Below are 12474 nucleotides of genomic sequence, written 5' to 3' on the forward strand. Positions count from 1 at the left end.
CGTCACGCTCAACATGCTCGGTCGCGCCAAGAAGGTGATGATCGACAAGGAGAACACCACGATCGTCAACGGCGCCGGCAAGAAGGCCGACATCGAGGCGCGCGTGGCCCAGATCAAGGCGCAGATCGAGGAGACCACCTCGGACTACGACCGTGAGAAGCTCCAGGAGCGTCTGGCCAAGCTCGCCGGCGGCGTCGCGGTGATCCGCGTCGGCGGCGCGACCGAGGTCGAGGTGAGGGAGCGCAAGGATCGCGTTGATGACGCGATGCACGCGACCCGCGCGGCTGTCGAGGAAGGCATCGTCCCGGGCGGCGGCGTCGCCCTGCTCCGTGCCGCCGACGCGCTCAAGGGCCTGCGCACCAAGAACGACGACCAGAAGACCGGCGTCGAGATCGTACGCAAGGCGTTGTCCTGGCCGGCCCGTCAGATCGCGCTCAACGCCGGTGAAGACGGCTCGGTCGTGGTCGGCAAAGTCTTGGAGAAGGATCAGTACTCTTACGGCTTCGATGCGCAGACAGGCGAATACAGCAACCTGGTCTCCAAGGGCATCATCGACCCGACCAAGGTCGTGCGCACCGCAGTCCAGAACGCCTCCTCGGTGGCGGCGCTGCTGATCACAACGGAAGCGATGGTTGCCGAGCTGCCGAAGAAGAACGCCGGCGGCCCTGCGATGCCTCCTGGCGGCGGCATGGGCGGCATGGGTGGCATGGACTTCTGATCCAGCCGCATCACGCGGACCACCAAACGCGAGAACCCCGGCAGCAATGCCGGGGTTTTTGTTTGCTCTTGCAATCTTTCTACCACGTTATTCTGGGCTCGCATTACGCGCGGCCCCGGCACCCCGGATCGTTGATAGGCCTATCTAGTTGCCAAGTATCGAATGGATCCATTGGCGTCAGATGCCGGACGGGCCCCCGCGCAGTGCTTCGGTCTTAAGGTCTACAATTCACCACCAGCAGCCAGATTTCATTGGTGGGCGAGCCGACGTTCCGCAGCAGCCACTACGAGAGGCCGCGTGGCCTGAGAACGGCTCCGCTAGGCACGGCACCGAACAACAGACTTACGCCACCGTCACCCGCAAGTATTTTTACTCCGCTTTGCTTAGCAAATCTGCTCCCGACTACGCGCCTGATCGCCAGGAATGCCCTCACGCGCGCTGCGACACTTGAAGAATTTCATTTTCATTCGATGCCGCGGAAGTCAGGATGAGGGAAGCGCTGCGAGCAATCACTGCGGCTTGGCTGTGGCGCAGCGCGGAAATTTACGTTAGCTTCTGCTGGCGAGTTTGCAAATGCGTACCCGCATCCGATCGCTCCGAGAACAACGGGCGATCATTCGAGCGCTTGACCCCTCCCATCCTCAGAGCTGGGATAATCCCGACAATGAGGAAATCTGGTTTGAGCTGGCGCGCGCCATCGGACGCCAGATCGCACGGGATGAAAATGACGGCTCGGCAGCAGCCGATAGAGGACCGGCATGACGACAAGGTCATCCAAGAAAACGGCCGTACTATACGCCCGCTATTCCAGCGACATGCAAAAGGCGACCTCGATTGACGGTCAGCTATTGCTCTGCCGGAAGGTCGCATTGCGCAACAGCCTCGATATTATCGGGGAGTTTGTGGATGCCGCAAAATCTGGCCTTACCGAAGGTGCACGGGACGGCTATCAGCGCTTGCTCAACGGTGTGCGAAAACATGACTTTGACGTGGTCGTCGTAGAGCACTTTGACCGCTTGTCGCGCGATCCCGCAACTATCCAGCGTCTCAAGCAGGTTTTCGAGTTCAATGGCGTTGAGTTAATGGATCAGAAAGGCGTCTATGCGACAGCCACGGACATCAGCATCGCAAGTCTCTACAATACGATTTACAAGCCGCAGCTCGCCGAGAAGGTTCGGCGCGGCCATGACAACGCTGTTACTAACGGAAGAATTCCTGGCTCATACGCCTATGGGTATCGGCCGAAACCAGGCGCGCCCGGCGAGCGGACGATCGATGAGGACGAAGCGAAGGTTGTGCTCCGCATCTTCACCGAATATGCGGCTGGCCGCTCGACTCGAAGTATCGCCGCTGATCTCACCCGCGAAGGCGTGCCCTCACCAGGGGCAATTCGTCACAAGAACAAGGCGGGACGCACCACCTGGAATCATCAGTGCATCACGGGCGGTCGGCATGGTCGCGGCATTATCGGTAACGATCTATACATCGGCGAGATACATTGGAACGTTCGCTCGACGATTATCAACCCGGAAACGCAGAAGAAGCAGAAGCGCCGCAATCCAGAGGAACGGCACATCATAGTCAAAAAGCCCGAGCTGCGGATCGTTCCGCAAGTGCTCTGGGATCGAGCGCAGAAGGTTCGTAGCGTGCGCGCCGTGCACATGTTCGGGCCGACAGGCAAGCCGCGGCGTCGCATCGTGATCCCGCGTAATAACGAGCACCCGCTTGCCGGGGTGCTCCGGTGCGGGGTCTGCAATGGCCATATGCGAATCGCTCAATCCTCCCGTAACGGCGCACCTCGCGCTGCATGCGCGAACGCGCATCAGCGGGGCACCTGCGAGCATACCCGCAGCTTTGACATGGACGTTTTGCTCGAAGATGCCTCCGCCAAGATCGAAGTGAAATTGCTTTCGCCAAGAGCCATTGAAGAGGCAATGCATGCTTGGAAGGTGGAGCGCAAAAACGATCGGAACAAGAGCAGCGGATACGCCAAGCTAGATCGTCGGCGCCGCGTGTTGACTACCGAGATCGAACGTCTGTCATATGCCATCGCAAATAGCCGTCGGAAGCCGGATGAGTTGCTCAAGCGGATCGATGAGTGTGACTTGGAACGGGAAAGCGTAGAAGAGCGCATGCGGCTGCTGGGCGGTGGCGGCGAAAATGTCATCCCCTTCGACCACCCGAAATTCGGTGACCGATACCGTTTGGAGGTTAGAAGGCTTGTCACAGCGCTCAAAACCAATCCTAAGGCGATCGAAACTCGTGTCGCCTTCCGCAACTTGATTGACTGCATCGTGGTGCATCCGGTTCGCAAGCGAATGCCCTACGAATATACGCCCTACCTCAACAGCGTTGCCCTTTACGGCAAGAAGCTTTTCCCAGAAGGCCGCCGCACGGCGGAAGAAAGCAGTTCGTTTGCCTACTACGATAATGGCAAGTCAGAGAAATCCGTGTCCTCGTAATAGACACGGACCTGCATGTGGTGGCGGCCGTCGCGGATCTCGCCGTCGAGATGAGCTGTCACGTCGCGAGCCTCTTCGCTTGTCGGTAACCGGCCCGTTTTGCGCAAAAACAGGCGGTCGCGCAAGAGAGCTACGATACAACCGGCCGCCTCGTCCCACCCAGCGTCACCTCGACGATCTCGGGCGGCACGCCGACGCGGAGCGGCATGATGCTGCAACCGAGGCCGCCGGAAATGATGACGTCGCATTTCAGCCTGATATGGCCATAGGCGAGCCGGATGCCGTGCTGCGGAGGAACCGCCGGCGACCAGCCGAGCAGGCGGACCTGGCCGCCATGGGTGTGGCCGGACAGTTGCAGCGCGACGCGCGGGGGCACGCGCGGCGCGATGTTGGGCTCATGCGCGAGCAGGATGATCGGCGCGTCGTCTGTGACCTTGGCGAGCGTCGCGTTGAGGTCGTCGGCACCGAAATGCACCATGCTGCGGAAGCGTCGCGCCGGCAGGAAGGCGAGCTGATCGCCGAGACCGGCGAGCCAGAACGGTCGGCCGTCCTTGGTCAGGCGCACGACATCGTTCTCGTAGACGGGGATGCCGGCTGCTTCCAGTGCGCGATGCGCGATAGTCGGGCCAAGTCCGGCCCGCTGCACGGTCTTGTCATCCCAATAATCGTGGTTGCCCATGACGGCATGAACGCCGAGTGGCGCCTTGAGGCCGGCCAGCACTCTGGCCCATTCGCTCGACGGGATGATGCGCGTGACCTGGTGCAAGCCGGCGACATAGTCGCCGAGCAGCACGATGAGGTCGGCGTTCAGCGCGTTGGTGCGGTCGACGATGGCCTCGATCCGGTCCAGCGGCATCCACGGATCGCAGGCATGGATGTCGGCGATGACAGCGATCTTCAGCGGAAGATCCGCCGGCCACTGCCGCGGGGTCGGATGATAGCGGGTGACGCGGAGCCGCAGCATCGGCTCGACGCCGACACCATAGGCCGCAGTCGAGCCGCCGAGGGCGGACAGGGCGCCAATGGAACGGATGAGATGACGGCGAGTGATCATGGACGCTCGATGGTGATGCTGCTTCTCGATGCGACCCGATTGAAGCGGAATTGGGGTGCGTTCGTGCAGACCGTCTGCATCCTGGTGCAGACGCCTGCACAGAAATTACCAGCGGCTCTCGCCAATCAGCGCATCCAGCCGCGTCCTCACGTCGTCGGGCGCGCGGTAGTACCAGACGCCGCCGAGCAGATCGCGAAAACGTTCATTGACACGCGCCTCACGCTCGATGCGGTCGATCGTCGCGGCGCTGATCACGACTTCGAGGGGGCCCGCGGCCAGCAGAGACAGCAGCACCGGATTGGCTTCGATCTTCAAGATCTCCAGGATGAGGTCGATCATCTTGTCCGGATCGTCCTCGCGCAGGTCGCGCTCGAAATCCATGATCGCGAACAGATTGTCGTCCTGGTCGCGTTCGGATTTGGAATATTGCTCGACCCAGGCGCGGGCGAGTTCGACAACCGGCATGTTGGCGCAATCGAGCGGCTCGCGCGGCGTGCGCTGGGCCAGATGGTCGGCTTGCCAGGCCTCCCTATCGCCAAGTCTTGCAATACGCGCCATCAAGGGATCGTCGGGATCGACGTGCACGCCGCCGAGCAGCCAACGCAGCCGGTCGTTGTGTTCGGCCTCGTGCTCGATGCGCGCGATCACCTCGGGACCGTGCGCATAGAGCAGCGCGAGCAGGAATTTGTCATTGATCTGCATCACCGTCGGCTTGTCGGCCTCGGCCTTGAGCACCTCCAGCACGAGGTCGAGCGCTGCTTGCGGCCGGCGGTGCGGCAGATGATCGAAATAGAGTTTTAAGGCCCAGATGCTGCCGACCTGATCGCGCCGGCTGACGCGTTGAAGCGCGCACCACATCGACGCCAGCTCGTCGAGCGGCATCGGATCGAGGAACGTCTCGGTCTCGTCAGGCGTGAGCAGCTGCGGCGCGGCCGCGATGACCTCGAGCAATCCGGTGACGTTCGTCGGCCCCATTTCTTCCCACTCCAATCCGTGTGCGTGAGCGGCGATATCGTTCGCCGCGCGTTCGGATTAGTGATGGGATTGAACCCGTGGGTTCACCGTATGCGGCAGTCAGTCGTCTTCGGACTGGTCGGTGCCGAACAAGCCGAACTGGGCAGCGTCGCGCGTGGGCTCGGCGAGACCGAGATGGCGAAAGGCGTGCGAGGTGAGCAGGCGGCCGCGCGGGGTGCGCTGGAGATAGCCGCACTGGATCAGATAGGGCTCGATGATGTCCTCGATCGCATCGCGCGGCTCGGACAAAGCGGCAGCCATAGTCTCGACGCCGACCGGGCCGCCGCCATAGTTCATCGCGATGGTCGTGAGGTAGCGGCGATCCATCGCATCGAGGCCCGCGGCGTCGACTTCGAGCGCGCTGAGGGCGTGGTCGGCGATCTTGCGGTCGATCTTGTCGGCGTCGGCGGCCGAAGCAAAATCGCGCACGCGGCGGAGCAGACGGCCCGCGATACGCGGCGTGCCGCGGGCGCGGCGCGCGATCTCGTTGGCGCCGTCCGCGCTCATGCCGACATTGAGCACGCGCGCGCCGCGGCTCACGATGCTTTCCAATTCCTCGATCGTGTAGAAATTGAGCCGGACCGGAATGCCGAAGCGGTCGCGCAAGGGATTGGTGAGAAGGCCGGCGCGCGTGGTGGCGCCGACGAGGGTGAATTTCGACAGCTCGATCTTCACCGAGCGCGCCGCCGGACCTTCGCCGATGATGAGGTCGAGCTGAAAGTCCTCCATCGCGGGATAGAGCACCTCTTCCACCGCCGGACTGAGGCGATGGATTTCGTCGATGAAGAGCACGTCGCGCTCTTCGAGATTGGTGAGCAGCGCAGCGAGATCGCCGGCTTTGGCGATCACCGGCCCCGATGTGGCGCGAAAGCCGACGCCGAGCTCCTTGGCCACGATCTGCGCCAGCGTGGTCTTGCCGAGGCCGGGCGGGCCGACGAACAGCACATGATCCAGCGCCTCGCCGCGCTTGCGGGCGGCTTCGATGAAGATCGAGAGATTCTTGCGGGCCTGCTGCTGGCCGACGAAATCGGACAGCGACTGCGGGCGCAGCGCGGTGTCGCCGACATCATCGCTGCGGCGCTCGGGCGAGACCATGCGGCTGGCCTTGGGATCGCTCACTCAGCGAACTCCATCAGATCGTAGGGTGGGCAAAGGCGCCCTTCGCGCCGTGCCCACCATGTTTCCAATCGCTCCAAAGGTGGTGGGCACGCTGCGCTTTGCCCACCCTACGAGACTGACCATTGACGCGCTCACTTCGCCAGTTCCTTCAGGCCGAGGCGTATGAGCTGCGCCGTCTCGGCATTCTCACCCGCGCTACGCGAGGCCGACGCAATCGCCGCAGCCGCCTGCGGCTGGCCGTAGCCGAGATTGACCAGTGCCGAGATCGCATCCGCCACGGGGCGCGGCGCGCGCTGGTCGTCGACGGCGCCGGCGAGATGCACCACGGCCGGATCGACATTGGCAAAGGCCGGCGCTTTGTCCTTCAACTCGGTGACGATGCGCTCGGCGACCTTGGGGCCGACGCCCGGCGTGCGGGATACGGCGGCCTTGTCGCGCAGCGCGATGGCATTGGCGAGATCGGCCGGCGACAACGTGCCGAGCACCGCGAGCGCGACCTTGGCGCCGACACCCTGCACGGTCTGGAGCAGGCGAAACCATTCGCGCTCCTGGTCGGTGCGGAAGCCGAACAGTTTGATTTGGTCCTCCCGGACATAGGTCTCGATCGACAGCACGGCCGCTTCGCCCGGCGACGGCAGATGCTGCAATGTGCGCGACGAGCAGTGCACCTGATAGCCAACGCCGCCGACGTCGAGGATGACGAAATCCTCGCCGTAGGAATCGATCAGGCCCTTGAGCTTGCCGATCATATCGATCCCTCGGACGCGGCAGGCACTTCTCTCTCGTCATGGCCGGGCTTGTCCCGGCCATCCACGCCTTCGCCACCAGAAAAGAACGTGGATGCCCGGGACAAGCCCGGGCATGACGAGCGTGATGTGTGTTGGCCGATCATATGCCCACCACCTTCAGCCTGAGCGCGGTGCTCTGGCGGTGATGGGCGTGGGTGATGGCGATGGCGAGCGCGTCGGCGGCGTCCGCCGACGGCGGCTCGGCCTTGGGCAGCAAAATCTTGAGCATCATCGCGATCTGTTGCTTGTCGGCGTGACCGGCGCCGACCACTGTCTTCTTGACCTGGTTCGGCGCATATTCGGCGACGCTGATGCCGAACATCGCCGGCGCCAGCATGGCAACGCCGCGGGCCTGGCCGAGTTTTAGCGTCGCGACGCCGTCCTTGTTCACAAAAGTCTGCTCGACCGCGGCTTCCATCGGCTTGTGATCGGACAGAATGGCCGCAAGCCCTTCGTGAATTGCGAGCAGCCGGCTCGACAGCGGCAAATCGTCCGGCGGTTCCACCGAGCCGCAGGCGACATAGATCAAACGATTGCCCTCCGCCTCGATCACGCCCCAGCCGGTGCGGCGCAGGCCGGGGTCGATGCCGATGATGCGAACGGGGCCACGAATCGGGAGCGCAGTCATGCGCCAGTGATAGCGGCTGGCCGCGGGATGCGAAACAGAAACAGAACGGAAGTAACAGGGGAAGTGTGGTGCTGCTCTTCGCCTCTCCCCGCTTGCGGGGAGAGGCCGGAATGCGCGCGAAGCGCGGATTCCGGGGGACTCTCCGCGAGTCCAACTGCCACCGAATTCGTGGAGAGAGCCCCTCACCCCAACCCTCTCCCCGCAAGAGCGGGGCGAGGGAGCGCACCGCCCGAGCCGCTCCTACCCACCCATCTTCGCCATCAGCGCGTCGGACACCTCGAAATTGGCGTAGACGTTCTGGACGTCGTCGTGCTCGTTCAGCAGGTCCATCAGTTTCAAGAGCTTCTCGCCGGTCTCGTCGTCGACCGACACCGTGTTCTGCGGCTTCCAGATCAGTGCGGCCTTGCGCGGCTCGCCGAACTTGGCTTCCAGCGCCTTGGCGACATCGCGATAGCCTTCGGTCGAGGCGTAGATCTCGTGGCCGCTCTCGCTCGAGATCACGTCGTCTGCGCCCGCTTCGATTGCGGCGTCAAGCACGGCGTCGTCGGAGGCGACGCTGCGGTCGTATTCGATGATGCCGGTGCGGTCGAACATGAACGAGACCGAGCCGGTTTCGCCGAGATTGCCGCCGGACTTGGTGAAGAAGGAGCGGATGTCAGAAGCGGCGCGGTTGCGGTTGTCGGTCAGCGCTTCGACGATGACGGCGACGCCACCGGGGCCGTAGCCCTCGTAGCGGATTTCGTCATAGTTCTCGCCGTCGCTGCCGAGCGCCTTCTTGATGGCGCGCTCGATATTGTCCTTCGGCATGTTCTCCTGGCGCGCGGCGATCACGGCGGCGCGCAGGCGCGGGTTCATGGCGGGGTCAGGGGTGCCGAGCTTGGCCGCGACGGTGATTTCCCGCGCCAGCTTGCCGAACAGCTTCGACTTCTGGGCATCCTGCCGCCCCTTGCGGTGCATGATGTTCTTGAATTGGGAATGTCCGGCCATGCGTGGTCTCTTGAATGGTCTTAGGAATCGTTCGCCGATGGGGGTGGGAAGCGCGGCCTTATAGGCCGCCAACCCACCGGAATCAAAGGGCTCTGGTGCTTTAAGGTAGCACTGTAGAGGTAGCCACCGTAATGGTCCGTGCCTAGAGGTCGGGCATCGTTAACCCTGATTTCATTTCGGCCTGCGAAAATAGCGTCCGCCCGTTCCCCGACAAGAGAGACGTGATGGCGTTCGGACTATTTCGGAAGCGTCTGCCGGAAATGGCTGCGCCCGCGGCAGCTCCGCAGGCTGCGCAGCCGGTGGCCAATTCCGAGCCCGCCCCCGCCACTGAGGGCGATTCCGCCAGGGAGATCCTGGAATTGCTGGAACTCGAGCTGGGCGCCATGATCCGCCAGCTCGAGCGCGCCGCCAATTCGGTGGCCGGGGGCGCCGAGGCGACCGCCGCAACCCTTGCCGCCATTCGCGACCGCACCGACGCCCTGACCGGCCGGACCAACGCGGCGCAATCGACCGCCTCCACCTTCGCCCATGCCGCCGACAAGTTCACGCAGTCCGCGCTGGGAATCGGGGCGCAGGTCCGCGAGGCCGGCAAGCTCGCCGACGAGGCCAGCGCCGCGGCGCAGGAAGCGCGCGCCAACGTCGATCGCTTGCGCGAATCCTCCGCCGCCATCGGCAATGTCGTGAACCTGATCGCGCAGATCGCGCGGCAGACGACGCTGCTCGCGCTCAACTCGACCATCGAAGCCGCCCGTGCCGGCGCTGCGGGAAAAGGCTTCGCGGTCGTCGCCACCGAGGTCAAGGCCCTCGCGGTGCAGACCCAGAGCGCGACCGAAGAGATCACCCGGAAGATCGACGCGCTCCAGCGCGACGCCGCCGGCTCCGCGGATGCGGTGCATCGCATCTCGCAGGCGATCGAGGCGATCCGCCCGGTGTTCGCGACCGTCAACGGCGCGGTCGCCGAGCAGAACGCCACCACCAGCGAAGTCTCCGGCAATGCGACAAGCGCGTCGGAATTCATCGTCTCGGTCGGCGAGAGCGCGGCTGAGATCGATGCGGCGACCAAGGCGGCCGAGACCCATGGCGAGAACGTCGCCAGCGCCGGCCGCGCCGTCACCACCTTCGCGCAGAAGCTGAAATCGCGCTGCGCCGTGCTGCTCCGCCAGAGCGAGCACGACGACCGCCGCAAGACCGAGCGCTTGCCCTGCCATCTCAAGTTCGAGACCGCGCGCGGCGTGATGCCGGTCTATGAAATCGCGATGGAGGGTGTGCTGATCGGCGGCGCAGACGCAGGCCGGCTTGCGCCGCAAGCGCTGATCGAAGGCATCCTCGAACACGTCGGCGCCTGCCGCCTGCGCGTGGTCGAGCAATCCAAGGCCGGCGCCCGCGCGCAATTCGTCAATGTCAATGCCGAGCTCAAGGAGAAGATCGAAGACAGGCTCTGGTCGATCCATGAGGAGAACACGGAGTTCGTTACCCGCGCCATGGAAGCGGGCAACGCGCTGACCAGAATTTTCGAGCAGGCGGTCGCTCGCGGTGAGGTCAGGATCGACGACCTCTTCGACACCCATTATGTGGAAATTGCCGCGACCAATCCGCAGCAATATCGCACGAAGTATCTAGATTGGGCCGACCGCGCACTGCCGCCGTTCCAGGAAGCCTTTCTGGCGAAGGAGCCGCGCATGGCGTTCTGCGCCATGGTCGACCGCAACGGCTTCCTGCCGGTACACAACAAGATCTATTCGCATCCGCAGCGGCCGGGCGATGTCGCCTGGAACACCGCCAACAGCCGCAACCGGCGGATATTCAACGATCCGGCCGGATTGGCCGCGGCACGCAACCTGCGCTCGTACCTGGTCCAGAGCTATGCACGCGACATGGGCAACGGGAACACGATCATGATGCGGGAGATCGATGTCCCGATCCGCGTGCAAGATCGGCACTGGGGCGGATTCCGCACCGCTTACAAGCTCTAGGGCATGATCGGAAAAGTTGTGCAGCGGTCTTTCTACAAGACCATGCTCCAATCAAAGAATTAAAGCGAACTGGCCCTCGTGCACGCTCAGGCAAGACGGCGGCGGCGAATCATCCTTAAAGCCGAAATTGGAATGGGAATGCCGCCGTGAGCCGGCGAACGGCTCTGACTGGAGGATTCATCGAACATGTCCGTCGCACAAGTTGCAGTCATGGACACTGGCTCCAACCGGACACTGGCCGAACGACTGATCGACCAGCTCGCCGATCGCATTGGCGGCCTCGGCGTGGAGCTCGCCGACATCGCCGGCAACGTCCAGGAAGTCGCAAACCGCGTCGCGAACCAGTCGGAACGGTTCCACCACCTCCAGAAGACGGCCGAGACGATGGTCTCGGCCAATCACGACATCGCCAATGCATCACAGGCAGTGCAAACGACCACGTCTGCCGCAGTCGGCGAGATCGTGCAGTCGCGCAGCGCCGTCGACGCCGCGGTCAGCCACATCTCCGAGCTCGTCGCCGCGGTGGAGCGCATCGAGGCACGCTTGAGCGCGGTCGGCTCGGCGCTGGCGCAGGTCGCAAAGGTATCAGGCTCGATCGAGGCGATCGCGAAGCAGACCAATCTGCTCGCGCTGAACGCCACGATCGAAGCGGCGCGTGCCGGCAATGCCGGCCGCGGCTTCGCCGTGGTCGCGAGCGAAGTGAAGAACCTCGCGGAAGCCACCCGCCAAGCCACGCACCAGATCTCCGACACCGTGCGCGACCTCGACGGCCAGATCGAGGGCCTGATCGGCGAGAGCAGCGACGCCTCGCAGCGCGCGAAGACCGCAGGCGAAGGTGCCCAGCAGATTTCCGGCATCATCTCACGCGTGCAGCAGGGCTTTGCCTCCGTGGAAGCGGAGATCGACAACGTCACACGCGCGGCGACCTCCAATCTCGGACATTGCGACACCGTCATCAGCGAGCTCAACGAGCTCGCCAGGGGCGTCGATCTGTCCTCGCGCGATCTCAAGAACGCCGACGAGCGGGTCGCAAAGCTGCTCGACACTTCCGAAGGCCTGATCGCGCTGATCGCCGACAGCGGGGTGGAGACGTCGGACGCGCCGCTGATCCGCGTCGTCGTCGAGACCGCCAAGCGAATCTCCGCCGAGTTCGAAGCCGCGATCGATCGCGGCGATATCACGCTCGACCAGCTCATGGACGAGACGTACCGCGAAATTCCCGGCACCGATCCGAAACAATACCTCACCAAATACGTCGAGTTCAACGATCGCGTGCTGCCCGCGATCCAGGACCCGATTCAGAAATCCGATCCCCGCATCGTGTTCTGCGTCGCCTGGGCCAAGGGGGGCTATCTACCGACCCATAATCCGAACTACCGTCTGCCGCAGGGCAAGGACCCGGTCTGGAATAACGCCAATTGCCGCAATCGCCGCCTGTTCACCGATCGCGCGGTGAAGAAGGTCGCGGCCAACACCAAGCCGTTCCTGCTCCAGACCTACCGCCGCGACATGGGCGGCGGGCAGTTCGTGCTGATGAAGGATCTGTCCTCGCCGATCATCGTTCGCGGCAAGCACTGGGGCGCCTTCCGGATGGGTTTTCGCCAGAGCTGACGGCCCGAGAGGCGCCTTGCACGACGGCGCTCCGGTGCCCTCAAATCAAAGCTGAAAAACAACCCCATGCACAGTAGCCGGGACCAGCGAAATCAAAGGCTTACGCGGGCACGCCCGAAG

At 63.7% G+C, this 12474-nt stretch carries 11 protein-coding genes and 1 pseudogene; 5 read left to right on the forward strand and 7 right to left on the reverse strand.

Annotated elements, in window-relative coordinates:
* The 3 genes from CWO91_RS22480 to CWO91_RS22490 form a co-directional block, all read left to right on the forward strand.
* Positions 1 to 718, forward strand: a 718-nt coding sequence (locus CWO91_RS22480; RefSeq protein WP_283810989.1) for a TCP-1/cpn60 chaperonin family protein, incomplete at its 5' end; no start/stop codon positions are given.
* Between the two features lie 573 nt (positions 719 to 1291).
* Positions 1292 to 1480, forward strand: coding sequence for a hypothetical protein (locus CWO91_RS22485; RefSeq protein WP_130216364.1), 189 nt, complete (start codon positions 1292 to 1294; stop codon positions 1478 to 1480).
* Positions 1477 to 3180 carry a recombinase family protein gene (locus CWO91_RS22490; RefSeq protein WP_130216366.1) on the forward strand — a complete coding sequence of 568 codons (1704 nt, stop codon included), beginning with the start codon at positions 1477 to 1479 and terminating at the stop codon, positions 3178 to 3180. The genes CWO91_RS22485 and CWO91_RS22490 overlap by 4 nt, the downstream gene beginning before the upstream one ends.
* Here the strand turns inward: CWO91_RS22490 and CWO91_RS44400 are convergent.
* The 7 genes and pseudogenes from CWO91_RS44400 to CWO91_RS22530 form a co-directional block, all read right to left on the reverse strand.
* Positions 3153 to 3242 (reverse strand): annotated as a pseudogene (locus CWO91_RS44400) (acyl-CoA thioester hydrolase); the annotation flags it as partial. The gene CWO91_RS22490 and the pseudogene CWO91_RS44400 sit on opposite strands and share 28 nt — an antisense overlap.
* A 68-nt stretch (positions 3243 to 3310) precedes the next feature.
* Positions 3311 to 4234 carry a metallophosphoesterase gene (locus tag CWO91_RS22500; RefSeq protein WP_130216368.1) on the reverse strand — a complete coding sequence of 308 codons (924 nt, stop codon included), beginning with the start codon at positions 4232 to 4234 and terminating at the stop codon, positions 3311 to 3313.
* Between the two features lie 105 nt (positions 4235 to 4339).
* Positions 4340 to 5209, reverse strand: a complete 870-nt coding sequence (locus CWO91_RS22505) for a DUF6869 domain-containing protein (protein ID WP_130216370.1) — start codon at positions 5207 to 5209, stop codon at positions 4340 to 4342.
* A 99-nt stretch (positions 5210 to 5308) separates the two neighbouring features.
* Positions 5309 to 6343: a Holliday junction branch migration DNA helicase RuvB gene (ruvB, locus tag CWO91_RS22510; protein WP_208753060.1), complete on the reverse strand. Its 1035-nt coding sequence runs from the start codon at positions 6341 to 6343 to the stop codon at positions 5309 to 5311.
* Between the two features lie 155 nt (positions 6344 to 6498).
* On the reverse strand, positions 6499 to 7116 hold the full coding sequence (gene ruvA / locus CWO91_RS22515) for a Holliday junction branch migration protein RuvA (protein ID WP_130216374.1): 618 nt from the start codon (positions 7114 to 7116) through the stop codon (positions 6499 to 6501).
* Between the two features lie 139 nt (positions 7117 to 7255).
* On the reverse strand, positions 7256 to 7783 hold the full coding sequence (gene ruvC / locus CWO91_RS22525) for a crossover junction endodeoxyribonuclease RuvC (protein WP_130216378.1): 528 nt from the start codon (positions 7781 to 7783) through the stop codon (positions 7256 to 7258).
* A 240-nt stretch (positions 7784 to 8023) separates the two neighbouring features.
* The gene (locus CWO91_RS22530; RefSeq protein WP_130216380.1) at positions 8024 to 8770 is read right to left on the reverse strand and encodes a YebC/PmpR family DNA-binding transcriptional regulator; all 747 of its coding nucleotides are present in this window, start codon (positions 8768 to 8770) and stop codon (positions 8024 to 8026) included.
* Positions 8771 to 8994: 224 nt separating this feature from the next.
* Between CWO91_RS22530 and CWO91_RS22535 the strand changes: the two genes are divergently transcribed.
* The gene (locus CWO91_RS22535) at positions 8995 to 10743 is read left to right on the forward strand and encodes a methyl-accepting chemotaxis protein (protein WP_165405634.1); all 1749 of its coding nucleotides are present in this window, start codon (positions 8995 to 8997) and stop codon (positions 10741 to 10743) included.
* Positions 10744 to 10929: 186 nt separating this feature from the next.
* Positions 10930 to 12354, forward strand: coding sequence for a methyl-accepting chemotaxis protein (locus CWO91_RS22540; RefSeq protein WP_130216384.1), 1425 nt, complete (start codon positions 10930 to 10932; stop codon positions 12352 to 12354).
* The last annotated feature ends 120 nt before the right edge of the window (positions 12355 to 12474 follow it).

It is taken from the genome of Bradyrhizobium genosp. SA-3 (assembly GCF_004212635.1).
GTDB lineage: Bacteria > Pseudomonadota > Alphaproteobacteria > Rhizobiales > Xanthobacteraceae > Bradyrhizobium.

Excerpts from the sequence above, each read along its gene's own strand:
- CWO91_RS22485 (WP_130216364.1), top strand. The coding sequence starts at position 1,292 with ATGCGTACCCGCATCCGATCGCTCCGAGAACAACGGGCGATCATTCGA.
- CWO91_RS22490 (WP_130216366.1), top strand. The coding sequence starts at position 1,477 with ATGACGACAAGGTCATCCAAGAAAACGGCCGTACTATACGCCCGCTAT.
- CWO91_RS22500 (WP_130216368.1), bottom strand. The coding sequence starts at position 4,234 with ATGATCACTCGCCGTCATCTCATCCGTTCCATTGGCGCCCTGTCCGCC.
- CWO91_RS22505 (WP_130216370.1), bottom strand. The coding sequence starts at position 5,209 with ATGGGGCCGACGAACGTCACCGGATTGCTCGAGGTCATCGCGGCCGCG.
- ruvB (WP_208753060.1), bottom strand. The coding sequence starts at position 6,343 with ATGGTCTCGCCCGAGCGCCGCAGCGATGATGTCGGCGACACCGCGCTG.
- ruvA (WP_130216374.1), bottom strand. The coding sequence starts at position 7,116 with ATGATCGGCAAGCTCAAGGGCCTGATCGATTCCTACGGCGAGGATTTC.
- ruvC (WP_130216378.1), bottom strand. The coding sequence starts at position 7,783 with ATGACTGCGCTCCCGATTCGTGGCCCCGTTCGCATCATCGGCATCGAC.
- CWO91_RS22530 (WP_130216380.1), bottom strand. The coding sequence starts at position 8,770 with ATGGCCGGACATTCCCAATTCAAGAACATCATGCACCGCAAGGGGCGG.
- CWO91_RS22535 (WP_165405634.1), top strand. The coding sequence starts at position 8,995 with ATGGCGTTCGGACTATTTCGGAAGCGTCTGCCGGAAATGGCTGCGCCC.
- CWO91_RS22540 (WP_130216384.1), top strand. The coding sequence starts at position 10,930 with ATGTCCGTCGCACAAGTTGCAGTCATGGACACTGGCTCCAACCGGACA.